Origin of the sequence: Fluviicoccus keumensis, assembly GCF_004217445.1 — a bacterium.
Taxonomy (GTDB): Bacteria; Pseudomonadota; Gammaproteobacteria; order Pseudomonadales; family Moraxellaceae; genus Fluviicoccus; species Fluviicoccus keumensis.
This window is the reverse complement of sequence record NZ_SHKX01000010.1, coordinates 128072-151024: the sequence shown is the minus strand read 5'-3', so window position 1 is coordinate 151024 and position 22953 is coordinate 128072. Positions and strand designations below refer to the sequence as shown.

The window sequence follows — 22953 nt, the reverse complement described above, 5'->3', positions numbered from 1 at the left end:
TTTTCTCATTGGGGTGCGAAGGCTGGGGCGTGTGAAGAGTTAATTAATCACGCCCTGCCCCCGAGCTCTTCATCATTAAAAACTACCAAAATTTGTACCATGGTTTTTTAATAGGAGTTTCCGATATTGTATCGTATTCAGGGTAATATTTTCGCCATGCATCAAGTGCGATAGGCATTTGGAGGATATGCTTTATTATGGATTTTGATATGATTTCTATATCTGTGTCAGACCAATGATTTTTTATTAGTAGCGGCTTGGAGAAGTAAAATTGTTTGCTTGTTTCATCGTGGCTATATGGTAAGTAGAGATGTATTTTTGTCTTCGGGTCTTTTTGGTAGTTTATAGCCTCAAAAATGAGCGCATCCGTTTTCCCTTCATAGGGGTAAACATAGCCATCACAAACGCCACAAAGCCATTCCTTTTGCCGGGGGTTATTATCTAGGTGGTTTCGAAACTCTGAAGTGTCGTCGCTCATGAATTTGACTAATTTCATTCCGGGTCGCCCTTCTTCCGTTGATGGTGCGAGCAAAGTAATGCCAAAGTTAGTAGACGGAGCATGAGCGATGGTCGCAGCCAACAAAAGCCCCATACACTCAGATAAATTAACTAATGACTCGTTTTTTGAAACTAATTCATCTGATAGTGTTTCTTTCTCATTTTGAAAATTCAATTCAATATGCTCGGGCGGCTCATTCAAAAATTGCTCGGCATAATTAGCAAGACCTAAACCGGCGGGGTTTTTAAATAAAATGTCATTGACGGCAAATAATGGGAGTCTTATTGCGCTTTGAGCTATACAGACGAAATTTGTCTCGAAGCAATGTTCTGGAGCGGCGTTTGCAGGAACAATGGCTTTAAACTCTTCATAATCAAACCACTTAACGCTACATTGGCTAACTTTGGCCATGACAGACATGAAATAAAAAGCCAAAACCATTAGAAAGAGCTGGCCGGCTTGGGTTTGAATAAGGTTGTCATAGCTTGGCTTATATCGATTCCGGATATTTAACAATAGTGCATCAATATGGTTTAGGCTGTCCAACGAGAAATCCAGATCAATTTCCCTGAGTTGGTCGTTATACATACACGGAAAAGAAAAATCTTCCCCATTTTTAATGGCTTTAAGTACATGTGCAGCAAAGTCATTTACACTAAATTGCATGTTGGTGTTCCTTTATAAAAATAAATATTCGCTGTAAAACTTTAAAAATCAAAGCATTGAAAAATTTCTGTCCGTATATGTGAGATCCGAATCCTTAAAGAGTAACGCTCTCAGCCTACCATTCCCCGAAAACCCCGGCAATTTCGCCCTATAAATCCAATCGTTTGGATTGTAACCAACCATGACCAATCACCCCAACCGCTTCCTAAACCGATTCGGCGACACCCCCGCCCACCCCCGGAACGCCCGCGTAAACGCACTCTGCTCCGAATACCCCAGTAGAAACGCAATCTGATTCAAATCCAGCCTCACATCCCCCAGATAATGCTTCGCCAACCGAAACCGCGTCTCCCGCAACATCCCGTTAAAGTTCAACCCCCGATCCTCCAGCCGCCGATGCAGCGTCCGCGTCGACAGATTCAACCGCCGCGCCACTCCCTCCAGCGTCGGCACACCGCTATTCAGCATCTCCACGCAAATCGCCTGCACCGACTCCAGAAAACTGTCGCCCTTCGCCGATTCATCCAGCAACGCCTCGGCCTGCTTCTCCAGCAACTCCAGCAAAAAGGGATTCTGCCCGTTCACCGGCAAGGCCAGCAGCGGCAAGGCAATCTCGATCGCCACGCGCGGCTGGCCGAACAGCACCCGGCAGCCCATCAACGCCTCGAACATCGCCACCGGGTAGGGCGCGTCATGCGTGAAGTGGATCGCTTCCGGCCCGAAGGTCGCGTTCGCTTCCATCGACACGATCGAGCGCACGAAGGTGATCAACCCGCCCATGAACACTTCGTTCGACAGCTGCGTGGAAATGCCCTGATCCGCATCCCAGCTGATCTTCAATACCCGGCCGTCGCTGTCCAGATGCACGTCAGACATGTTGTGCAGCAGCTTCTGGTAACGCTGGAAACGCAGCAGCGCCTCGCCCAGCGTACCGCAATGCATGATCAGGTAGGCCATCACGCCGGTATGTTCCGGCTGCACGCAGGCGCCGATCTTCAGCCCCAGCGCCGGTTCGTGCAGCAGGGCTTGCAGGCTTTCCAGCAGGTCCCACCACATGGTCATCGGCATCTGTGCGTGCGCGGGCCAGGCCGACAGCCGGTGGCGGATCGACGGTGCGGCAATGCCGTGTTGGTCCAGATAGGCCAGCACCAGCCCGCCCAGGTCGCTGGCGACGTAAATGCCTTGCATCAAGCAATCCTCAGAATGGCGAAAACCGTCAAAAACACGGCGAACTATGTCAATACGGTATGCAAAGCATACGGCAGAATGACCTCATCGAACAACGACAAAGTGACGAGGGTTTCCACCATGAATGACATCCTGCACGCGCTGCTCTTCATCGGCTTGGCCGGGGCGGTATTCCTGGGCGTGATCGCCGCCGAGGCGTACTACTGGCATCGCAAGGGCCGTCCGGAGATGTATTCCTTCAAGGAAACGCTGACCAACCTGACGATGGGCGCGAACTACAAGATCGTCGACGGTATCGCTGTGGCGCTGTTCATCCGCGTGTTCTTCGACTGGGTCTACCAGTTCGGTTTCCAGTACCAGCCGGTGCACGGCATCTGGAGCATCCTGCTCATCTTCCTGGTGGTGGACGCCAGCTTTTACCTCTGCCACTTCATGATGCACAAGGTGCGCTGGTTCTGGACTTCGCATGTGACGCACCATTCCGCCGAGCGCATGAACTATTCCACGGCGCTGCGCCAGAACTTCACCATGGTGTTCAACGGGGCGTGGCTGTTCTGGTGGGTGCCGGTGGCGCTGGTCGGTTTCGACAAGAACTGGGTGACGCTGGCCATCGAGCTGAACCTGGCTTACCAGTTCTTCCTGCACACCGAAACCTACAGCCCGCTGGACAAGTTCGGCGCGGTGCTGAATACCCCGTCGCACCATCGCGTCCACCACGGCAGCAATCCGGCGCAGATCGACACCAACTTCGGCGGCGTGCTGATCATCTGGGACAAGATTTTCGGAACCTTCGTGCCGGAAGAAAAGGCGGGTGTGATCAAGTACGGCCTGGTGGACCGCCAACCGCATTCGCTGAACCCGATCTACCTGCAAGTGCATGAATGGGGCGAGATGTTCCGTGACTTCCGCAACAGCGGCTACGATTTCCGGGTGTTCTGGAAAGCGCCGGGCTGGAAGAGCGACAAGATGCAGCAGCTGGAAGCGCGGCAGGTTCGTCAGGCCGGTTGAGGCGGGGAAGGGGATTCGCGGAAGGGCGCACGGGTTGCGCCCTTTGCTATTGGTGATTCCGTGAGCATCGTTTGCCCGAACTGTTAGCTGTTTCCTTGACTTCAAGCTTTGTTGGGGGGAAGGTGTAGCCTCCTGATTTTGCATTGATGCATGGTATGACCATCCAGATCCAATTGACGTTGCCGGACTGGCTTTCCGCCTTTATGGAACAAGGCCCCCGACACTATGAAACCCCGGCCGCGCGTATGTCGCTGGCCATTGAACTGGCCGCCCGCAACGTACTGGGCAAGACTGGCGGTCCCTTTGGCGCGGCGGTTTTCGACAAGCAGTCCGGGTTGCTGCTGGGGGTTGGGGTCAATCTGGTGATGAATTCGGGGCTGTCGATGGCGCACGCCGAGATGGTGGCGATTTCGGTGGCGCAAAAGCATCTGGGGCAACTCAGCCTGACCGGTCCTGGCGGGCGCTGGCAGCTGGCCACCAGTTGCGAGCCGTGCAGCATGTGCCTGGGCGGCATTCACTGGTCGGGGTTGAAGTCGGTGCTGATCGGCGCTCGCGATGAAGATGCCCGCGCCATCGGTTTCCACGAGGGCCACAAGCCGCACGACTGGGAAGCGGCCTGGCGCGTCGACGGCATTGAAGTCCAGCGCGACCTGCTGCGCGCCGAGTCCTGCGCGGTGCTGCAGGCCTATATCCGGCAGGGCGGGGTCATCTACTGACGGGCGGAAATGCGCCGTCCGCGTGTGTAGTGTTCTCGTTCGGGAAACAAGGTATCCGGGGTTTGCCGTATTGTCGGGGTCAGGGGCCGGGCGTATTGTCCGTCTCACACCCGGTTCCGTCATCCATTCAGGTTACACGGACCGTATTTGACCCTGACGGAGAAAAACCATGTCCCGCTTCCTCGCTACTTCCCTGATGGCCTTGTCCCTGCTGGCCGCCCCGATGGTCCACGCCGCGCCGGATATCGATCCCGCCAAGATGCCCGCCGGCAAGTACCTGGTCGACAAGACCCACGCCAGCATTACCGCTCGCGTGCTGCACCAGGGCTTTTCCTTCTACACCTTCCGCTTCGACAAGTTCGACGCCAGCTATACCTACGATCCGAAGAGCCCTGAAGCCGCCAAGGTGGAAGTGACCATCGACACCAACTCGCTGAATACCGGCTATGAAAAAGCCAACAAGGAATTCCCCGCCGAGTTCCTGATGGCCGACAAGTTCCCCAAGGCCACCTTTGTCTCTACCGGCATCAAGAACCTGGGTAACGGCAAGGGCACCATGACCGGCAACCTGACGCTGGCCGGTGTCACCAAGCCGGTGACGCTGGACGTGACCTTCATGGGCTTCGCCAAGGATATGTTCGGTCTGAACCGTTCCGGTTTCTCCGCCAAGACGGTGATTACCCGCTCGCAGTTCGGTTCCACCAAGTATGTGCCGGTAATTGGTGATAATGTTGAGCTGAACATTGAAGTCGAGTTCGTGAAGCAATAACCCGTCAAGGAGAACAACATGGCGGCTTCGCATAATCGCTACACCACGGTAGCCATCATCCTGCACTGGCTGATTGCAGCCGCCATTCTCTTCCAGCTGGCCTTGGGCTGGCGCATGGGCGACCTGCCGAAAGGGCCGGGCGCTTTTGCGCTGTTCCAGCTGCACAAATCCATCGGATTCACCATCCTGCTGCTGGTGGCGGCCCGCATCGCCTGGCGGCTGATGAATCCGCCTCCCGCCTTGCCCGCCACCATGGCGTCCTGGGAAAAAGCCCTGTCGAAACTGGTGCATCTGGCGTTCTACGGCATCATGATCGGTTTGCCGCTGACGGGATGGATTGCCGTGTCGACCAGCCGCACCCAGATTCCCACCCTGCTGTTCGGAACCGTTCCGTGGCCGCACCTGCCGTTCCTGCCGGAACTCACCCCGGCGGTAAAGGAGGTCTGGAACAACGGCAGCAAGGAAATTCATGAATTACTGGCCGCCGTGACGATGTTGTTGCTGGCGGCGCATGTCGGCGGTCTGCTGAAGCATCAGTTGATCGTCAAGGACAAGGTGCTGGCGCACATGGCCCCTGGCGCGCGCCCCGGTTGGGCGGAGCCGCGCCTGTGGCTGATTCTGGCGCTGGCCGCCGGTCTGATGGCGGCCGGGTTTGTCCTGCCGCGCCTGCCGGAGCCGAAGGGCGGGACTACCCCGAATCCGCAGGCCCAAGTGGTGGAAGCGGCGCCGGCAGCCTTGCCGCCCGAACCGGTGGCGGTGGAAACTCACGATGCCGTAACGGCGGCCAAGGACCAGCCGTCAGGCGTTCCGGCCGCGCCGGTCAAGTGGAAGGTGCAATCCGGCTCCACGCTGGAGTTCGGCACCAGCTGGTCGGGCGACCCGGTGACGGGCCGCTTCAAGACCTGGACGGCGGATATCGCCTTCAGTCCGGAGGCGCTGGCGGCCTCGTCGGTGACGGTGAAGGTGGATTTGTCGTCGGTGGCGTCCGGTGACGAGCAGCGTGACGGCGCCTTGCCGGGGGATGACTGGTTCGACGCCGGGCATTTCCCGCAGGCCGTGTTCAAGTCCACCGAGTTCCGTGAAACCGGCAAGCAGCGCTATGCCGCCAAGGGTACGCTGTCGCTGCGCGGCAAAACCCTGCCTGTGACGCTGGATTTCCGGCTCAGCGAACGTAACGGCCTGACGGTGGCGGAAGGCTCGACAACCCTGAACCGCACCCTGTTCGGCGTGGGGCAGGGCGAGTACGCCGCGACCGACTCCATTCCCGCCGAAGTCCGGGTCCGCTTCACGGTGCTGGCGAAAAAGTCCTGATATCCACGATCACGCCCGTACGGATGTTCAGGGCCTGCCCAGCGCCTTCTTGGCCTCAATGTGACCCGGCACCCGGTTCAACACACCCTGCCAACTGATCGCCGCTTCGTTTTTCCAGCCCAGCGCGTTTTGCGCCCGCGCCAGATAGACCAGGATGGTGGCGTCGGAGGGAAAGCGTTCGGCCATGTCTACGCCCACCTTCGCCAGCGCTTTCCAGTCCTTTTGCGCTTCCAGCGCCGCCATCAGCCGGATGGCGGCGGTGTAGTTCCACGGCGCCAGTTCCAACGCCTTGCGGGCTTGCGTTTCGGCCTCCTTCCAGCGGCGGGTGGCCAGCAAGGGCAGGGTTTCCCCCAGCAACGCCTCCACGGAGCGGGGGTAGCGCGCCGCCGCCGTGGTGTAAGCCTTCAGCGATTCATCATGCCGACCCAGCTGATAGTTCAGCCAGCCCTTACGCAGCCACTGCAGGTGGTCGTCATCGTCCTTGCCCAGGCTGTCCAGGGTGGTCAGGGCGTCCTGGATCTTGCCTTGCGATTCCAGTTGATAGGATTTGGCCCAGTCGGCTTCACCCGCCACGGCGGTAACGGCCATCAGGCCGCCAAGCAGGCAGGCGGGGAGGATGCGGGACAATTTCATAGTCAGGTACTCCGGGTTTACCAGTGGGTGGAAAGGTTGAGGTAGAGGAAACGGGAATCCAGGGTGTCGGCCAGCGACGGGCTGTGGCTGCGGGTGGCCCCGGCCAGCAGCAGGAAGTCCAGGTTCGGTTGCGGCCGCCAGCCGGCTCCGGCCCATGCGGCGGCGGTCTGGATATAGGGCTGCGTGTAAAGCTCCAGCGTGTCGGTGTCCACGCTGTAAAGCCGCTTTCCGCCCGAGACCATGGCTTGCAGGGTGCGGGGCTTCAGGACGGGGCCGGGTTGCAGCCATTGGGTCAGCTTCAGTTCGGCGGCGGCGGCCCGGTCCAGGTTTTCCGAGGTCTGGCTGAAGCGCTGCAGGTAGCCCCGCAGCTGCACCCAGGTATAGCGGTCATTGAAGCTGCCGCCGATCATCGGGGTCAGCTGGTCGACGGTTGTTCCGCTGTCCAGCCGGGTGCGGCAGAAGCCGGTGTCCAGCAGCAGGTCGGGGGTGCGCCACCAGCCCAGTCCGGCCAGCACGGTGCGGCTCGTCAGGTCCGGCGCGCCGGTTTGACGGTCTTCCACGCGAATTCCGCCTAACCGCCAGGCCCAGTCACGGTCGGGCGACAGACCTTCGGCGGCCAGCGCGAGCGTGCGTTCCTCCAGGACGCCGCCCTGACGGTAGTCGACCCGGCTTTCGCCAAGACCGGCGGTCAGTCCGAGGGCCGGGGAGGCCTGCAGGCCCAGATCCAGCTTGCGTTGGTTGAGGCGGTCCCGCAGCCCGGAGCCCTGATAGTCCAGCCGGGTCAGCTCCAGCGCCGCGCTGCCGGGCCAGTCTGCGGCGGCGGCGATACCGGCGGTGAGCAGCAGGGGCAACGTAATCCATCGGGTGTTCAAGGGCATGTGGGGTCTCCCCGGGTGTCAAATTCCAGTGAAAAGGCGGGAATGCCGGTGTCGCCCTGTTGGGCGGCGCGAATCAGGTGGTAATGCCAGCCGCGTTGTCCCATGCGCGCTTCCAGCCGCATCAGCCCCAGTTCCGGTGAAATCCAGGCGGTGGTTTCCAGCCGTGCGCGGCCGAAAAGACGGTGCTCGCCCGCTTGCCGCCATTGCCGGTTGACGGGCTCCCATTCGCGGCGATAGCGGCTGTCGAGGCTGACCAGGCCGGGGCAGATCCAGGCCAGGGCGCGCCACAGCGACGCGGGCAGCAGCCGGATGGGCGGGCGGTCATGCCAGTGCGTCACCCGTTCCGAGGCCGGGGTGAAACCGGCCGCCAGCAGCCACAGGTCCAGAAACCGGTCGGAACCGCCTTCGCGCTCATAGCAGGCCAGCACGGTGGGCGTGTTGTCGGTCAGGGCGGCGGCGGAGCCACGGCCGCTGATGCGGAACCGACCGTCGAGGGTGGCATCCACGGTCAGCTCGGTCTGATGTCCGCCGCCATCGCCGTAGCGTAGTTGTCGTCCCGGCAGCAAGGGCAGCGGCAGCACGGGCCCCGCCCAGACATTTTCCAGCCGGTCGCCGGTCTGCGGCACATGGTTCAGCCGGAAGGCCCGGCGGTCGCCTTCCAGGCGGTTCAGTCCGCACAGGTGAAAGGGCAGGGTCGGCGCGGCCGGATGGGCGTATTCGACGACGGACAGATGCAGGTGCGGTTGCGGGGAGCGCCCGGAGTTGCCGCAGCGCCCGACCGGATCGCCGGGTTTCAGCCAATCGCCGATCGCGACGCCAAGGCTGCCTTGTTGCAGGTGCGCCAGCAGCACGCACGCACCCCCGGCCAGCCTTATCAGCAGGTAGTTGCCCCAGTTCTGTTCCAGGTTCATGGCGCCGGGCTCGTTGTCGGGAATTTCCGCAACCAGACCGACGACCTGACCGTGACAGGGTGAAAGCACGGGAAGGCCGAAGGCGTAGTAGTGATCGATCCGGCTGCCGTCCTGATGAAAGCTCAATCCGCCTTCGGTGACGATCAGGTCGATGGCATAGCGCCACGGTCCCTGATGGGTGTGCTCGCCGTCAAAGCCCTGATAGACATCCCAGTCCCCGTTGACCGGCAGCATCAGCGGCAGGGTGCCGCTGCGGCCCACGCGCGCGGCTTCCAGGTTGCGGCTTTCCAGCGAGCGTTCGGGAATGCGCGGATGTTCGGGCTGCACGCGCGGTTGCCCGGCCTGACGGGCGGCGTGCAGCCCCAGCGCGGTGGTCAGCACGAAGGGCAGCGACAGCGGCAGCAACCCCGCCAGACCGGTCAGCCGGCTGAGGGCGGCATCCAGCAGCACGGTCAGCAGGCTGCCGGAGACGGCCAGCAGCAGGCTGCCGGGGCCGGGCGTGACAAACAGGCCGCCCAGCGCCATGGCGGTCAGCATAGCGTTGAAAGCGGCGGAATGGCTGAGGCCGGGGAAACCGGGCAGCAGGGCGGGCAACGCTGACACTAGATACCCCAGCAGCGCCATCAGCGCCAGCCAGCGGGAGACGACAGTGATGCACAGCAGGAACATCAGCCCCGCCAGCGGTTGCGGCTGCATCAGGATGGAGCCCAGCGTGGTCAGGAACCGGTCCATCGTTCCGCCGAACAAGGACGGCACCGCCGTGACGGTTGCCGCGGATTGAGCGTGCAGCGCCAGCATCATCAACCAGCCCGCCGCCACGAACGGCAGGCTCAGCACCGGCACCCGCAGCAGCGGCCAGGTTGCCGCGCCAATCAGCTGCGTCAGCAGCGAGGCCAACAGCCCGCCCATCACCGAACAGGCCGCCAGCGTGGCCCCGGCCAGCGACAGGCCGCCCAGCAGCAACCCGGTCAGCAGCCCGTTGAAGCCGTGCACCGGCAGCAGGCTGTCATCCTGCCGCTGCCAGCGGGCGCAACCCAGGGCGCTGAGACAGCCCAGCAGGCCCGCCAGTCCCTGCACCGGATTCAGCAGCGTCACCAGCAGGAACAGGCCGCCGGCTGCGGCGGACGGAGTCAGCAGCGTCCAGCCGTAGCTCATGCCCAGCGCGCGCAGCAACGGGGAAGGGAAGGGCATGGCGTCAGTCCCGGAAGTCGGGTTGCAGCCCGTCGGGCAGGCTTTCCAGATCGGTCATGTCCTGCAGCTTTTCCCGACGTCGCAACACATCGACGCTGCCGTTCTCGCGCACCATCACCACGGCAGGGCGATAGGCGATGAACTGCATCCACTGCGTGTTGTTGTAGGCGCCCACCGGCCAGAAGGCCAGCACCTCGCCCGGCGACAGCGGCGGCAGTTTCAGCGACTGGCGCAGCACGTCGATGTTCATGCACATCGGGCCGTAGATCACGGTTTCTTCCGGCAGGCCCTCGGCGGGCTTGGTCAGGCGCACGTCGTGGTTGTACCAGAAGGCGGTGAACAGCACGTTGACCCCGGCATCCACCACCAGTCCGCGCCGTCCGTCCGCCAGCCGCTTGTTGGCGACCACGGAACTGAGCAGCCAGGCCGATTCATCCACCACCGCGCGCCCGGATTCCAGGATCAGTTCCGGCAGCGGTTTGCCCTGCGCCTCGCGGTCGCGGAAGCACTCATGCAGCGTGTTGCAGAGCGCGTCGGCATACTGCTCGATCGACGGCACCACCTGTTCCGGCGGCAGGTAGACGCCTTGCAGGGAATTGCGAGAGGCAAAGCCGCCGCCGGTGTCGAGGAAACGGATGGTGCAGCCGGTCGCCGCTTCCACCGCCGTGACAAAGCCGGCCATGATCCGCACCTGTGCGCTATAGGCGCGCGGGTCGGTAATGTAGGTGCCGATGTGGTTGTGCAGTCCCACCAGTTGCAGCCACGGGCTGTTGGCGATGCGGCGGGCGGCGTCCATGGCCTGGCCGGTTTCCAGGTTGAAGCCGAAGCGGCTCCACGGTTCGCTGTAACCGGTATCGAAGTTGAGGCGGATGGCGACCGGGAAGTCGCGCAGCCCGGCGTCGCGCACCACCGCTTCCAGCAGGTAGAGCTCGTCGAGGTGATCGATGTGGATCTGGGCGCGTTCGCTGACCGCGCGTTCCAGATCCTCGCGGGTCTTCAGCGGGCCGTTGAAGATGATGCGGTGACCGGGAACCCCCAGCATCCGCGCCTTCTCGTATTCGAAGCCCGACACCACTTCCGCCTCGAAGCCTTCCTGATGCAGGAGGCCGCACACTGCGTTCAGGTAGTTGGTCTTGTACGACCAGCCGAAACGCACCTTCGGATAGCGCGAGGTGAAGGCGCGGCGCATGCGGCGGGCGGTCTCGCGCAGGCGGGCTTCCGACATCACGAACAGCGGCGAACCGAAGCGTTCGATCAGCTGGCTGACCGGCACCCCGTCGATGGCGTCCAGGTAAAGGGACTGGCGGACGCCGCCGAATTTGTTGAGTCCCGCGCCGCCGTGGCGGACGATGGTGGGGGTGATCCAGTGTTTCAGGGTAGTCATGACTGTCTCCGGGCGTGCATGGTGACGGCTTCGAATTGTGCGAGCGGCACCATGACTTCCATGGCGTAGCGGATGAACATCATGCCCGCCTCGGCGGGCGGCAGCGGCGGCGCTTTCTGGTCCAGCGCCAGTTTCACCAGTTGTTCCGGCAGGTTGCGGCCCACCCCGGCGGAGAAGTAGATCCACGCCGGAAAGCGCGGGTTGATCTCGATCAGGTGATGGCGGCCTTCCGCATCACACAGCATTTCCAGCTCGAAACCGCCTTGCCAGTGCGTGGCCTCGCAGAGCGTCCGGGCGGCGGCCAGCAGTTCCGGGTCATCAATGGACACCCCGGCCCAGGCCTTGCCCTTGTCGGTCAGGGCGCGTTTCTTCATCATCACCGCACCGGCCAGACCGCCCTTGCCGTCGCCCACCCCGGCCAGGTTCACTTCCTCGCCGGTCAGGAACTGCTGCACCAGCACCGGCATGCCCCAGTCGTGGGCGATATGGTGAAAGGCGGCAATGGCGTCCACGGCGTTGTGGACTACCTTGGCGTCGTAGAACAGGCCTTTCACCACCAGTGGGAAGCGGAATCCGGCGGATTCGGCCTGATAGAAGAAGTCGGGGCTGTAGATGGCCTTGGTGGCCGGCGCCATCAGGCCGGTACGTTCAGCCAGCGCCGGCAGCTGGTCCTTGCCGCGCAACAGCAGCTGGTCGCGGCCGGGCAGGAAGTGGCGGATGCCCAGGTCGGACAGCGCCGGGGCGATGCGCACGAATACCGGCAGTTCGGCATCCAGGCAGGGAATGATGACGTCGATCTGCTCTTCGGCATGAATGGCGGTCAGTCGCGCCAGAAAGGCTTCCTCGCCGTGCGAGGGATAGGGCAGCAGCCAGGCGGCGTCGACCAGGTCGTCCAGGTACAGGCCGGGGTCCAGCGCCTCGTAACCCAGACCGACAATGCGCACCTCGAATCCGGCGGCTTCCTTCAGGCAGCGTGCGACGGCGATGCCGGGACCGGGGTTGTCGGCGCGACCGTTCATGCCGGTGACGGCAATGGTCAGTTTCATTTGATCAGCTCCTTCAATCGGGCGGCAAAGTCCTGCAGGTCGCGTTCGATCTGGCCGCGCGGGGCGTCGTATTCCCCGGTCAGGCAGTCGATGACTTCATCCAGCCATGCCAGGTTCCGCGCCAGTTTCAGCACCGCCACGCCGGTTTCGCCGGTGGAAAAACTCTGGCCGCTGACCGGGTCGAAGATGAAACCGGTTTCGCTGACGGCCAACCGTTGCAGCACGGCGGGATCAGGGAACCAGTCGCGGGTGGCCAGACGTTCGCGGGCGGTCATGGCTGCGGCTCCGGGTTGGCGTCCGGCAGGGGGCGGTCGCCTCGCGAGGCGGGCGGCTCGCCGTGATCCGGGCGGGGCGGGCGATGACTGCGCTGCCACTCTTCCAGGGTTTTCAGCTGGGCGGGATTCAGGACGGTGGCCAGTTCCTGATGCTGGGCGGTGTCGATGGCTTCCATTTCCCGGCGGGCGGCGTCACGGGCCTGCTCATGCTTGCCGCGCAGGGCTTCGTGCCGGCTGCGGTATTTCTGAAGGATGGTGTCCAGCTTGGCGCTCTGGTCCGGATTCAGTTGCAGTTGCTTTTCCAGCTCGGGAGGGGCGCCGCAGGCCAGGACGGCGCTTGGCAGGAGGATGGCCAGACTCAGGCCCAGGGTGATGAGAGGCTTCTTCATGATGCGTGCTCCACGTGGCTCTTTCGATGAACCCAGTGTCGCGTGCAAAATGGCAGTAATTGAGGAAGAAATGAGGATTGTGGTACGGAGGGATAACCGCGCGTGTTTCGGGGATAAGCGGCGGCTCAGCTGCCTTTGCCATGGCGGATGTGACCCAGGAAGCGGCCGCTTTCCCGGAACAGCTGCCGCCCGATTTCCCCGCGCACGATGCCATGCCGGTGGAACGCCACCTCCCGGTATCGCTTGGTTGCCGAGCCCAGCCGCCGGTAAATTTCGCGTCCGCCGCGCACATCCACCTTCGGGTCGGCGTCGGCGTGCATCACCAGTGCCGGAATGCGGATGCCGGGCAGTCCCCGCCGCACCGCGCGCATCAGCCGCCTTATCTGCACAATGCTGTGCACCGGGCAGCGCCGGTAATTGATTTGCGGATTGTCGGCGTCATTGTGCACAAAATCCTGCCGCCAGGCGTTGATGCCCAGCCGATCCAGCAACCGGTTCCAGAGATCGACGGGCTCGGCAACCGAGGCCTTCCAGGATTTGAAGCGCAGCGGCGCGCTGATGCTGATGAGGGCGGCATAGGCCTCCGGCTGCCGGATGACGCTGGCCAGCGCCACCGCGCCGCCGGTGGAAAAGCCGGCGATGGCGATGCGTCCGCAGCCCGCGCTGTGCAGGATGCGCCGCCCCCGTTCCACCGAGTCCATCCATTCTTCCGCCGTGCGCGAGGCCAGATCGTCCGCCGAGGTGCCGTGCCCGGCCAAACGCGGTGCGTAGACGGTATACCCCTGCCGGTGCAGGTCTTCCGCCCATTCGCGCACTTCTTCCGGTGCGGCCATCAGCCCATGCACCAGCAGCACGCCCCAGCCGTTGTCGCCGTTCAGGAAATAGGGCTCGCCGATCGTAGCGGGCTTGGTTTCGCCAGCCCGGAAATGGTGTTCCCGGTCTTGGCCAAAGCGCAGGTTTTCCTCCGTCAGCTGTTGCGCCAGCCGGGCGGGGTCGGCGGCGGTCATGACGCTCCCGGCAGCATCGCCAGCGCGTTGTAGATCATGGCGTAATGGCAGCCCGCACCAATCAGCACCATCACGTGGAACAGTTCGTGGAAGCTGAAGACGCCGGGCAGCATCAGCGGCTTTTTCAGGGCGTAGAACAGCGCGCCCAGCGTGAAGGCCGCGCCGCCCAGGAACAGCAGGTGTTGTTGCACCGGCGTCATGGCGTGCAGCATCGCGTTCAGCGGCAGCACCACCAGCCAGCCCATCGTCAGGTAGATCAGCGCGAACAGCACGCGCGGCGCGCGCGGAAAGAAGATCTGCGTCAGCACGCCGAAGCCCACCAGCCCCCACTGCACCGCAATCATCGGTACGCGCCACTGTTCCGGCAGGAACAGGTAGCAAACCGGCGTGTACGAACCGGCAATCATCACGAAGATGGCGAAGCGATCCATGCGCCGCCAGAACGAGACCTCGTTTTCCTGCTGCTTGAAGGCGTGATACAGCGAGCTGGCCAGGAACAGGAAGACGGTGGACAGGCCGTAGACCAGCGCCGGGATCAGCAGCGAGTGCGAATCGGCGGCGCGCATCACCAGAAACAGCGTGCCGACGGCCGCCGCCGCCATGCCCGCCAGATGGGAGTAAAAATTGAAGGTTTCCTGAGACCGCATGAAAAATCGCCTCGCCGGATGACAGATGGGGAAAGGCGGTATTGGGCGACAAAAAGAGGACAGGTGTCCTTGATGCCGGTCAGGTCCGGCGGCGCTTCAGTCGGCCGCGTCGGCTTCGGCCAGCAGGCGCTCGCATTCATCGAGCAGGGCGCGGGCGTGGTCGGAGTGGTAACGCGGGTCCAGCGCTTCCATCATTTCATGGGCGGTGTACAGCCCGGCCTCTCGGGACAGTGTGGCGGCCAGATGACGAGCAAACTCGTCGCTGAGGCGCGCCAGCAGGCGGCCGTCTTCCGGCGGCAGGCGTATTTTCGCGCGTGACAGCCACGAGGCGGCCAGGCTGGCGCCCTGGCGGTCGTTCATCCAGACGCCGTGGTCATAAAAGGCCGACAGCCGTTCGGCGACCAGCGCGAACAGCACCGCCTGGCGGGTGGCGAAATCAAGGACCGGCTGCTGTTTTTCGGGGGGAGGCATAAGGTTCCGTCGGGTCAGGGTTTCTTGGTCAGCGCCACGATCCGCCGATCATAGGCGATGTGCGCGGCCTTGTCCGGTTTCAGCAGGATGCGTTTGTCGCCCGGCAGGCGGCGGATGCTGTCCTGCGCCTACCATTCATACTTGTAGCCTACACTATAGACGGCATGGATCAGCTCGCGATCCGGCAATACGGCGGCCATCTTGCGACGGATTTTCTTGATGTGGCTGTCAATGGTGCGGTCGGCAACAATGCGATTGTCGGCGTACATCGAGTCCATCAGCTGCTCGCGGTTGAAGATGCGCCCCGGTCGCGCCGCCAGTGTTTTCAGCAGGTGAAACTCCACGGCGGTCAGGTCCAGGTTGTGTCCCTGGAGGCGGGCTTGATAGCGCTCTTCGTCCAGCACCAGGCCATCGCCGGCGTGCACCGGCGGCTGGCTGCGCCGCAGCACGGTCTTGACCCTGGCCACGACTTCCCGGGGGCTGAAGGGCTTGCAGATATAGTCATCCGCGCCCAGTTCCAGCCCCAGCAGCCGGTCGATTTCCTCCACCCGCGCCGTGACCATGATGATCGGCAGCGAAGAGTTGCGCCGCACGTCCTTGCAGATCTCCAGCCCGGACCGCCCCGGCAGCATCAGGTCCAGCAGCATCAGATCCGGACGGCGGGCGGCGATGGCGGCGTCTACCGCATTCCCGTGGTGCGCCAGCGCAGTGCTGAAGCCGTGATTTTCCAGGTAGTCACGCAGCAATTCCGCAATCTTGACTTCATCTTCAACGATCAGGATATGTTCAGGCATGTCCGGCATCCGTATTCAACAGCGGGAAGACCAGTTCCCAGCAAAGACCGCCCAGCGCTCCGGCGCGCGGCCGCATGGCGACATCGTGGGCGTCGGCAATCGCCTTGGCGATGGACAGGCCCAGTCCGGACCCGCCGGTCGCCCGGCTCCGGGAGGACTCCACGCGGAACAACCGTTCGGTCAGGTGCGGCAGGTCCTTTTCCGGAACACCGGGGCTGGAGTCCTCCCAGTCCAGCTCTGCACGGTTATAAACCCGTCGCAGGGAGATGCGCAATGTGCCGGGCGCATCGGTATAGCGAAGGGTGTTCTGCATCAGGTTGGCCAGCAACTGCATCAGTCGGGCTTGATCTCCCCACACGGTCATGCCGGTTGCCAGGTCCGTCTCCACGCGGATACCGGCGGCCTCCAGCCGGCGGTGATGCTGGCTGATGACCTCCGTCACCAGTTCCCCCAGATCCAGCGCTTCCTTGCGGTAGCTCAATGCGCCCTGATCGGATTGGGAGAGGGTGTGCAAGTCGTCGACCAGCCGCGCCAGGCGCTGTACTTCCTGTCCCAGGGATTGCAGGTTTGCCGCGGTGGGCTGGCGGACCCCGTCCTGCAAGGCCTCGATCTCGCCGCGCAACACGGCCAGCGGCGTGCGAAGTTCATGGGCGATATCGGCGATCCAGCGCTGGCGCGCGTCCAGATTGGCAGCCAACGCTGCGGCCAGCGTATTGAAATCCGCGGCCAGTTGCGACAGTTCGTCATTCCCCGGAATGGCAATCCGGGTGTCGTAACGGCCGGCGCTCAGGGCGCGGGTGCCCCGCGTCAGCTCTTTCAGGGGACGGCTCAGCCACCAGGCGATCCCGAAGGACATGAGAATGGAGCCAAAACCCAGACCGATCGCCACCCTCGTAAAGATGCGCTGTTGCTGTTCCGCGAAAATCTGCTCGCCGCTGCTGACGATCTCCCGTTGCGGGATATAAGCCAGGTATCCGGCGGTTTTTCCGTTAACGGTGACGGGCGCCATCACCGCGACGGCAGGCAGCCGTTGCGGGCCGACAATGGTGGAGTGGTCCGAGTCCAGCAGGGCCAGATGTTGCGGGACAGGCCGGGGCGCGGGCTGCAAATAGGCCGGGGGACCGTCCGGGTCTCCGGGAGGGCGGGGCGGCGGACCGCCCGGGAAAAAGGGCCTGCCCGGCCCGGCGGCATCATCCTGACCATTCATGGGACCGGGGGGCGGCGGATTCGCACCATCCTCGGGCCGGGGATTGTAGTCGTTGACCAGTTGATGAAATCGTCGTGGCGACTGCCGGAACCGTTCCCACGAGCCGCTCTTCCGGAATTCCCCGGCCAGCGCCCCCATCAACGGAATCTGTCGCGCCAGCTCCTGCTGGCCCAGATAGGTGGTGAAGTGTTTTTCAAAACTGACCGAATTGAACACATACGCCCCCGTCACCAGGCAGGCATTCAGGGCGCTCATGGCCAGGAACAGCTTGTAGCGGATGCGGAACATGCGCACGGCAGTGCCCTCGTTCGGGGTCGATCGGTTCAAGCGCTCAGTATGCGGGCCGATTTCGCAACAATTATGGATGCGGAAGACTTATTTCAGCCAGCTCAGGCAGGCCTGCACCAGCAAGGTATTGGCGAAGTCAATGAAGAAGGCCCCCACCAGCGGCACCGCGATGAACGCCTGCGGGGCAGGTCCGTAGCGGCGGGTCAGCGCATCCATGTTGGCCATGGCGTTGGCGGTGGTGCCCATCATGAAGCCGCAATAGCCGCCGCTCATCACCGCGCTTTCATAGTTGCGGCCGGTCAGCGGGTAAACCAGCGCCACGCACATCACCGCCACCAGCAGCGCCTGCGCCAGCAGCATCACCAGCAGCGGCAGGGCCACCGCCGCCAGTTTCCATAATTCCAGCGACATCAGCGACAGCACCAGGAAATAGCTGAGGGCGATGCCGCCCAACGCTTCCACCGCCGGTTCGGACAGCCTGAGCCACTGCAGCCGGTCGTCCAGGTTGCGGATAATGGCGGCGGCCAGCATCGCGCCGATATAGGCGGGCAGGGTCAGGCCCAGCGATTGCAAGCCGGCGCTGATTCCGCCGCCCAGCCACATCGCCAGCCAGATTACGCCCAGCGCCTTCAGCAGGTCTTCGGCAGTCAGTGCGCGGTAATCCAGCGCCTGCTGCGCGCTGTTCTTCAACAAGCCGGCGGCGGCTTCGGCCAGACCCGGCGTGCGGGCGTGGAGATGACGGATCAGCCAGGTGCCGACCGGCGTACCGACCAGTCCGCCCAGGATGATGCCGCCCATCGCCACAGCGACGGCAATGGCTTCGGCGCCGCTAATGCCGGCCTGCTCAAATTGCGGGGCGAAGGCCAGCCCGGTTGCCGGGCCGCCGGTCAGCGTCACCGAACCGGCCAGCACGCCCAGCAACGGCTTTTCCCCCATGGCGACCGCCAGCAACGCGCCGGCGGCGTTTTGCAGGATGGCCCCCGCGACCGCAATCCCGAGGAATATCAGCACCAGCCGACCGCCCCGCTTCAGGAGGGTCAGGCTGGCGCCCAGCCCGATGCTGGTGAAGAAGGCAATCATCAGCGGCGTCTTGGCGCTCAGGTCGAAGGCGGGAGCGTTCATGCCCGCTTGCCGTCCGGCCAGCACCAGCAGCGATACGGCCAGTCCGCCCAGCACCGGACCCGGCAGGTTATAGCGATGGCAGAAGGGAATGCGTTGCTGCAACTGTTCGCCCAGCCACAAGACCAGGGTGGCCAGGGCGAAGGTGGCGGTCAGGCTCAGGGTAGTCATGGCGGCTCCGGGGGGGGCTAGGTGGCGGCGCAAACAAAAACTCCCGCGCGGGGCGGGAGTTTTGCCAGGGCGGCGGGGCTCAGGGGGTCGGAGCCTTGCCGCTCTTTTCGAGGGTGTCCAGATAGGCCTGGGCGTTCTTGTCGCCCTGACCGGCGGACAGGCGCAGCAGGCGCATGCCTTCCTCGGTATTCTGGGCGACGCCGCGTCCGGCAAGGTACATCATGCCCAGATTCAGCTGGGCGTTGGCCTTGCCCTGGTCGGCGGACAGCTTGAACCAGCGCGCGGCTTCGGCCTGATTCTTGCCGATACCGTAGCCGTTGGCGTACATCATGCCCAGATTGAACTGGCCGCTGGGGTCGCCCAGTTGGGCCGATTTGTGGAACCATTTCAGGGCTTCGGTGTAATCCTGCGGCACATTGTTGATGCCCTTGAAGTAGTACCAGCCCATGATGTTCTGCGCTTGCGCCAGCGGATTGCCCAAGGGCTTGGCCGGAGCGGCGGGCGCTTCCGCGACGGCAGCGGCGGCCGGTTTGTCGGCGGGCTTTTCCGGAGCAGCGGCGGGCGCGGCTTCGGCCGGGGCGGGAGCCGCTTCAGCCGGGGCGGCCTGCGCGGTCGCTGTTTCAGCCGGGGCGGCTTCGGTGGCCGCGTCCTTCGGGGCTGTGGCGGTCTTGGCCGGTTTCACCTTGGCCGGACGGGCGGCGGTGACGGGCGCGTGGCTTTGCAGCAGGGAGTCGAGCGCCGTGGTGTCGGCGGGCATGCTGGTCGGGGCTTCCGGCTCCACCGGGGCGGCTTCGGGCAGACCCGGCTCCTCGGCGGGAGCGGCTTCGGTAACTTCCGGCGCCGGAGCCGGTGCGGCTGCCGGCAACGTGTTGGTGTTGTCGCTGTGATGCAGAACCGAGAAATAGAAGAACAGCAGCAACAGCAACAGCACCACGACGATGACAATCCGGTTGTCCAGTTCCAGATGCCCGTCAGTCGCGGCGGCCGTGCCATCCGCGGACAGGGCGGCGGCGACCGGCTCTTCCTCATGAACAGTGCGGGCGGCCAGCGGCAGTTCCGCTGCAGCGGCGGCGGGTGCGGAAGCAACCGTTTCGCTCATGACAGCGGCTTCGGCGGCGACCGCAACAACAGGGGCCGCCACTGCGATCACGACTTCTTCAGCCACAACCGCAGGCGCTTCAACCGGGGCCGGCCCGGCTTGAGGAGCCGCTGCGGCAACGTCGGCCTCCGGGGCGGTTTCGATGGCGGCCGGAGCGGGAGCCGCTTCTTCCACGATGTCTGCAACCGCTGCAACCGGCGCATCTTCAGCCGGAGCTTCGGCGGTTTCCTGAACCGCGAAAGCGGCTTCGGCCACGGTCGCCGCCGCGGCGATGCCGGTGCTTTCCGCCATGACTTCGGCGGCGACAGCCTCCGGTTCCGGAGCGTCGGTCTCTTCAATGTCGTCGTCGATCCTGTTCAGCGGCTTCGGGGCCATGAACTTGTCGTACCAGATCTTGAAGACACTGGAACCGACGCCGATCAGAACCGCCAGCAGCATCGACGGCACCACATCCAGCTTCATGTTCTCGCCGTGCTCGTAGATGACGGAGCAGATCTGGCCGGTCAGCAGCAGGGCCACGATGACATAGGCGTTGACGGTAATGTATTCATCATCACGCAGCGGGGTCTGGGCAAAGCCTCCCTGACCATAGCCGCCGCCGGGCAAATCATCGTCGCCTTCCACGTATTTCAGCAGCTGGTCGCGCGGCACCGCGACCAGCGCCACCACCAGCACGCCGACCGCGATGGCCAGCATCAGCAGCAGCGAGGGCACCACATCCAGGCCCATCTTGCCGCCTTCCGAATACAGGAAATGCATGCCCTGCACCAGCAGCAGCAGTCCCACCACCATCCATTTGCTGATTTCCAGATAGGATCGCAGTCCGCTCGCGGCGGCTTCCGGAGCGTGAGCGGTCATTTCAGGCGTGTCGGCGCTGGCGGTCACCAGCAGTGGATCGGCGGGCAGGGTGCCGGAAACAGGTTCATCGGCGGGTTGGTGGGGTGTCGCCACGGGTAAGGTTTCCTCTTCCGGCGCTTCCGGATCCAGCACCTGGGCGGGATCCAGCAGCAGCATGTCATGGTCATCGTTATCCACATGCGGATCCAGGGTCAGCATGTTGTCGATCCGCTTGATATAGATGTCGTGCGGCATGGTGGAACCGTACTTTTCCGCCAGCGCCTCGGGGATGCCGTCATCGTAACCCAGCAGTTCGTGGATCAGGTTGTAGATGGTCATTTCCATCTGGGATTGCATGTTGCCCGGATAGATCAGCCCGCGCTGGAAGATGTCTTCCAGCACATGGCCCAGGGCATACAGGTCAACACTGTAGTCAATTTCCTGGATCGCTTCCGCGCGCTGCAGGGCGGCGTCCGTTTCCAGGGCGTTCCGCAGCAGGGCGGAATGGGCGGACGGCGGCGCCAGCGGGGTGATGGCCATCGGGCGGTACAGGCGCAGGGTGCTGCTGACCGCGAACATGAAATCAATCAGGCAGACATTGGCGAAGTCGGGACGGATGCCGGTATCGAAGCGGAACGGGAACGGCGCATAGGGCAGGCAGATGTTCGTGCCATCCAGATGCGCGTGGATCACGCCTTCGCGGTGGATGGACTTCAGGGCGGTCAGCAGACCGCGCGCCAGGCGCAGGAAGGCGCCGACATGGGCGAAGGGATGCTCCAGCGTGCGTCCGCTGGCGATATGCTGCGGCTTCATTTTCAGCCAGGCATCCAGCGTGACGCCAGCATCGCGGGTGCGGACGGTGTGGTAACTGCTGTCGCTGTTATCGTCGTCCTTGCGCAGGTGCACCACTTGCGGCAGCTTTTTCAGCAGCAGCAACAGATTCTTTTCGCGGGCGACCCAGTATTCGTTTTGCAGTTGCCCGGGTTCGACGCTCTTGATCCAGGTGCAGGCGGTTTCCTCGTCTTCCGCCGGCATCTTCTCCACATGCACGAAATGCCTGTCGACCGGGGCGACTTTCCCCAGCACCACATGGTCGTTGGCGAACAGGTCAGCGACTGTCTTCATCGGGATGCATCCTTGAAAGCGGTTGTTTTACTAATAATCAGTGGTCAGACGATGGCTGCATTTTAACCGAAATCCGGATAGCGTCTTCCAGATTGTCGGGCTGTTCTACTTTTTCGCGCACGTGGGGTGTCTGATCGCGTCAAGTCTACCAAATAATTAACAGTCGTGAATCAACTAGACAATGCTACCGGTCAGAGAGTCGGGATATCTTTGCAGGACAGGACGTCCGGGACGGGAAGGACGGAAAAAAGACGGCCCGGAGGGGGATCCGGGCCGGTAAAGGTCAGATCATGAAGGGAAACATCATCAAGCCTTCCTCGGCGGGCAGGGCCGGGGTGTCATTGGCGGCGATCGCCATGGCGGGGGGCATCTCGCCCGATTGATCCATGTGTTGCAGCATGGCAATGACATGCTTGGGCCGCAAGGGCTTGGGAAGCGTGAAGCCTGCGCCGTCACACGAGATGCCGTCCCTGGAGCAGGCAATCACGTGCTTGCCGTGCAGATAGCCGCGCGCCGCGTCGCGCACGGCCAGCAGGTTGTCGCAGTCAACCAGGACCAGGTCGGCGGAGGTTCCGTCGGCGTATGTCCAGATCGAGTTGTCCAGGTCGCCAAAGGCCAGCAGCACCGACTTGACCAGAATCTGGTCGCGGTCGTTGAATCCGTGGCAATGCAGAGTAGCTTGCGTTTTCATGTTTTTCCCCCGGAAGGGCCATCACTGGCGGGTTAATAAGTTCCGCTTCAGGCCAGTATGGGCTTTTGCCGGGAGCGGACAAGCCGGGTTTAGCGAAGCATTTCACGAAACCCGCGACTATTTTCCGGTTTTGTGATCGGAGGTGCATTTTGCCTGAAAAGCTTGCGGGGCAAGGATTTGAACCCCATCACACATTTGATGTCCGCGCAGGGCGCGGCGTCATGTCAGTAGCGGGTAAGCGTCGCTGCTGTTCGGCCGGGTTCCGGGAGCGTCGTCCAGCGAAGTCAGCAGGGTGACCAGTTCGCGCGGGCGCAGCGGCTTGCGCAGCAGGTCGCGCGCGCCGGGACAGCGATACTGCCGGGACGAACAGGCGACCAGGAAGCGTGTGTTCAGCATGCCGTCGGCCAGGTCCTGCACGGCCTGGGGATTGTCACAGTCAATCAGCACCACATCGGCGGATTCATGTTCGCCGTAGCGCCATTGCGTGTTCGGCAGTTCACCGAAGGTTTGCAGCAGGGACTTGATAATGGTGCGTTCATGGTCGCTGAAGCCGTAGCAATGCAGGGTGGCTTGGGTTTTCATGTTCTGTTCCCTCAGAAATGAAGATGGAGCGAAATACGCCCCGCGGCGCTT

The 22953-nt window shown here is 62.9% G+C and carries 22 protein-coding genes; 4 read left to right on the top strand and 18 right to left on the bottom strand.

Annotated features, from left to right (window positions below):
- Positions 1-82 precede the first annotated feature (82 nt).
- Both EV700_RS01745 and EV700_RS01740 read right to left on the bottom strand, forming a co-directional pair.
- Positions 83-1165, bottom strand: a complete 1083-nt coding sequence (locus EV700_RS01745; protein WP_130410638.1) for a hypothetical protein — start codon at positions 1163-1165, stop codon at positions 83-85.
- Between the two features lie 189 nt (positions 1166-1354).
- Positions 1355-2353, bottom strand: coding sequence for an AraC family transcriptional regulator (locus EV700_RS01740; protein WP_130410637.1), 999 nt, complete (start codon positions 2351-2353; stop codon positions 1355-1357).
- A gap of 78 nt (positions 2354-2431) precedes the next feature.
- Here EV700_RS01740 and EV700_RS01735 point away from each other — a divergent pair, with 78 nt between their 5' ends.
- The 4 genes from EV700_RS01735 to EV700_RS01720 all read left to right on the top strand — a co-directional run bounded on the left by EV700_RS01735 (position 2432) and on the right by EV700_RS01720 (position 6157).
- Entirely contained in the window at positions 2432-3361 is a 930-nt protein-coding gene (locus EV700_RS01735; RefSeq protein ID WP_207224542.1) for a sterol desaturase family protein, read from the top strand.
- A 155-nt stretch (positions 3362-3516) separates the two neighbouring features.
- Positions 3517-4077, top strand: coding sequence for a nucleoside deaminase (locus EV700_RS01730; protein ID WP_130410636.1), 561 nt, complete (start codon positions 3517-3519; stop codon positions 4075-4077).
- 169 nt (positions 4078-4246) lie between these two features.
- The gene (locus EV700_RS01725; RefSeq protein ID WP_130410635.1) at positions 4247-4846 is read left to right on the top strand and encodes a YceI family protein; all 600 of its coding nucleotides are present in this window, start codon (positions 4247-4249) and stop codon (positions 4844-4846) included.
- Positions 4847-4864: 18 nt separating this feature from the next.
- Positions 4865-6157, top strand: a complete 1293-nt coding sequence (locus tag EV700_RS01720; RefSeq protein ID WP_130410634.1) for a YceI family protein — start codon at positions 4865-4867, stop codon at positions 6155-6157.
- 27 nt (positions 6158-6184) lie between these two features.
- Here EV700_RS01720 and EV700_RS01715 read toward each other — a convergent pair whose 3' ends face one another.
- The 16 genes from EV700_RS01715 to EV700_RS01645 form a co-directional block, all read right to left on the bottom strand.
- A complete protein-coding gene (locus tag EV700_RS01715; protein WP_165391290.1) occupies positions 6185-6790 on the bottom strand; it encodes a tetratricopeptide repeat protein in 606 nt (201 codons plus the stop codon).
- Between the two features lie 17 nt (positions 6791-6807).
- Positions 6808-7668, bottom strand: coding sequence for a hypothetical protein (locus EV700_RS16760; RefSeq protein WP_165391289.1), 861 nt, complete (start codon positions 7666-7668; stop codon positions 6808-6810).
- Positions 7659-9770: an urea transporter gene (locus EV700_RS01710; RefSeq protein ID WP_130410632.1), complete on the bottom strand. Its 2112-nt coding sequence runs from the start codon at positions 9768-9770 to the stop codon at positions 7659-7661. The genes EV700_RS16760 and EV700_RS01710 overlap by 10 nt, the downstream gene beginning before the upstream one ends.
- Before the next feature lie 4 nt (positions 9771-9774).
- A complete protein-coding gene (locus tag EV700_RS01705) occupies positions 9775-11154 on the bottom strand; it encodes an alanine racemase (protein ID WP_130410631.1) in 1380 nt (459 codons plus the stop codon).
- Positions 11151-12200 (bottom strand): ATP-grasp domain-containing protein, encoded by a 1050-nt coding sequence (locus tag EV700_RS01700; protein WP_130410630.1) that lies wholly within the window; start codon positions 12198-12200, stop codon positions 11151-11153. Before EV700_RS01700 ends, EV700_RS01705 begins: the two co-directional genes overlap by 4 nt.
- A complete protein-coding gene (locus EV700_RS01695) occupies positions 12197-12475 on the bottom strand; it encodes a PqqD family protein (RefSeq protein ID WP_130410629.1) in 279 nt (92 codons plus the stop codon). The genes EV700_RS01700 and EV700_RS01695 overlap by 4 nt, the downstream gene beginning before the upstream one ends.
- On the bottom strand, positions 12472-12864 hold the full coding sequence (locus tag EV700_RS01690) for a hypothetical protein (protein ID WP_130410628.1): 393 nt from the start codon (positions 12862-12864) through the stop codon (positions 12472-12474). Before EV700_RS01690 ends, EV700_RS01695 begins: the two co-directional genes overlap by 4 nt.
- Before the next feature lie 125 nt (positions 12865-12989).
- Positions 12990-13871 carry an alpha/beta hydrolase gene (locus EV700_RS01685; RefSeq protein WP_130410627.1) on the bottom strand — a complete coding sequence of 294 codons (882 nt, stop codon included), beginning with the start codon at positions 13869-13871 and terminating at the stop codon, positions 12990-12992.
- Positions 13868-14518, bottom strand: a complete 651-nt coding sequence (trhA, locus tag EV700_RS01680; RefSeq protein WP_130410626.1) for a PAQR family membrane homeostasis protein TrhA — start codon at positions 14516-14518, stop codon at positions 13868-13870. Before trhA ends, EV700_RS01685 begins: the two co-directional genes overlap by 4 nt.
- 96 nt (positions 14519-14614) lie before the next feature.
- Positions 14615-14989 (bottom strand): hypothetical protein, encoded by a 375-nt coding sequence (locus EV700_RS01675; RefSeq protein WP_130410625.1) that lies wholly within the window; start codon positions 14987-14989, stop codon positions 14615-14617.
- A 128-nt stretch (positions 14990-15117) separates the two neighbouring features.
- Positions 15118-15783 carry a response regulator gene (locus tag EV700_RS01670; protein WP_130410624.1) on the bottom strand — a complete coding sequence of 222 codons (666 nt, stop codon included), beginning with the start codon at positions 15781-15783 and terminating at the stop codon, positions 15118-15120.
- Positions 15776-17317 (bottom strand): ATP-binding protein, encoded by a 1542-nt coding sequence (locus EV700_RS01665; protein ID WP_130410623.1) that lies wholly within the window; start codon positions 17315-17317, stop codon positions 15776-15778. Before EV700_RS01665 ends, EV700_RS01670 begins: the two co-directional genes overlap by 8 nt.
- Positions 17318-17365: 48 nt before the next feature.
- Positions 17366-18568: a sodium/glutamate symporter gene (gene gltS / locus EV700_RS01660; protein ID WP_130410622.1), complete on the bottom strand. Its 1203-nt coding sequence runs from the start codon at positions 18566-18568 to the stop codon at positions 17366-17368.
- Positions 18569-18647: 79 nt separating this feature from the next.
- On the bottom strand, positions 18648-21629 hold the full coding sequence (locus EV700_RS01655; protein WP_130410621.1) for a tetratricopeptide repeat protein: 2982 nt from the start codon (positions 21627-21629) through the stop codon (positions 18648-18650).
- 283 nt (positions 21630-21912) lie between these two features.
- Positions 21913-22320 (bottom strand): hypothetical protein, encoded by a 408-nt coding sequence (locus EV700_RS01650; RefSeq protein ID WP_130410620.1) that lies wholly within the window; start codon positions 22318-22320, stop codon positions 21913-21915.
- A gap of 219 nt (positions 22321-22539) precedes the next feature.
- Positions 22540-22902 carry a hypothetical protein gene (locus EV700_RS01645; protein WP_130410619.1) on the bottom strand — a complete coding sequence of 121 codons (363 nt, stop codon included), beginning with the start codon at positions 22900-22902 and terminating at the stop codon, positions 22540-22542.
- Positions 22903-22953: the final 51 nt, after the last annotated feature.

Coding starts and splice junctions, on each gene's coding strand:
- EV700_RS01745 (WP_130410638.1), bottom strand. CDS start 1,165: ATGCAATTTAGTGTAAATGACTTTGCTGCACATGTACTTAAAGCCATT.
- EV700_RS01740 (WP_130410637.1), bottom strand. CDS start 2,353: ATGCAAGGCATTTACGTCGCCAGCGACCTGGGCGGGCTGGTGCTGGCC.
- EV700_RS01735 (WP_207224542.1), top strand. CDS start 2,432: ATGACCTCATCGAACAACGACAAAGTGACGAGGGTTTCCACCATGAAT.
- EV700_RS01730 (WP_130410636.1), top strand. CDS start 3,517: ATGACCATCCAGATCCAATTGACGTTGCCGGACTGGCTTTCCGCCTTT.
- EV700_RS01725 (WP_130410635.1), top strand. CDS start 4,247: ATGTCCCGCTTCCTCGCTACTTCCCTGATGGCCTTGTCCCTGCTGGCC.
- EV700_RS01720 (WP_130410634.1), top strand. CDS start 4,865: ATGGCGGCTTCGCATAATCGCTACACCACGGTAGCCATCATCCTGCAC.
- EV700_RS01715 (WP_165391290.1), bottom strand. CDS start 6,790: ATGAAATTGTCCCGCATCCTCCCCGCCTGCCTGCTTGGCGGCCTGATG.
- EV700_RS16760 (WP_165391289.1), bottom strand. CDS start 7,668: ATGCCCTTGAACACCCGATGGATTACGTTGCCCCTGCTGCTCACCGCC.
- EV700_RS01710 (WP_130410632.1), bottom strand. CDS start 9,770: ATGCCCTTCCCTTCCCCGTTGCTGCGCGCGCTGGGCATGAGCTACGGC.
- EV700_RS01705 (WP_130410631.1), bottom strand. CDS start 11,154: ATGACTACCCTGAAACACTGGATCACCCCCACCATCGTCCGCCACGGC.
- EV700_RS01700 (WP_130410630.1), bottom strand. CDS start 12,200: ATGAAACTGACCATTGCCGTCACCGGCATGAACGGTCGCGCCGACAAC.
- EV700_RS01695 (WP_130410629.1), bottom strand. CDS start 12,475: ATGACCGCCCGCGAACGTCTGGCCACCCGCGACTGGTTCCCTGATCCC.
- EV700_RS01690 (WP_130410628.1), bottom strand. CDS start 12,864: ATGAAGAAGCCTCTCATCACCCTGGGCCTGAGTCTGGCCATCCTCCTG.
- EV700_RS01685 (WP_130410627.1), bottom strand. CDS start 13,871: ATGACCGCCGCCGACCCCGCCCGGCTGGCGCAACAGCTGACGGAGGAA.
- trhA (WP_130410626.1), bottom strand. CDS start 14,518: ATGCGGTCTCAGGAAACCTTCAATTTTTACTCCCATCTGGCGGGCATG.
- EV700_RS01675 (WP_130410625.1), bottom strand. CDS start 14,989: ATGCCTCCCCCCGAAAAACAGCAGCCGGTCCTTGATTTCGCCACCCGC.
- EV700_RS01670 (WP_130410624.1), bottom strand. CDS start 15,783: ATGCCTGAACATATCCTGATCGTTGAAGATGAAGTCAAGATTGCGGAA.
- gltS (WP_130410622.1), bottom strand. CDS start 18,568: ATGACTACCCTGAGCCTGACCGCCACCTTCGCCCTGGCCACCCTGGTC.
- EV700_RS01655 (WP_130410621.1), bottom strand. CDS start 21,629: ATGAAGACAGTCGCTGACCTGTTCGCCAACGACCATGTGGTGCTGGGG.
- EV700_RS01650 (WP_130410620.1), bottom strand. CDS start 22,320: ATGAAAACGCAAGCTACTCTGCATTGCCACGGATTCAACGACCGCGAC.
- EV700_RS01645 (WP_130410619.1), bottom strand. CDS start 22,902: ATGAAAACCCAAGCCACCCTGCATTGCTACGGCTTCAGCGACCATGAA.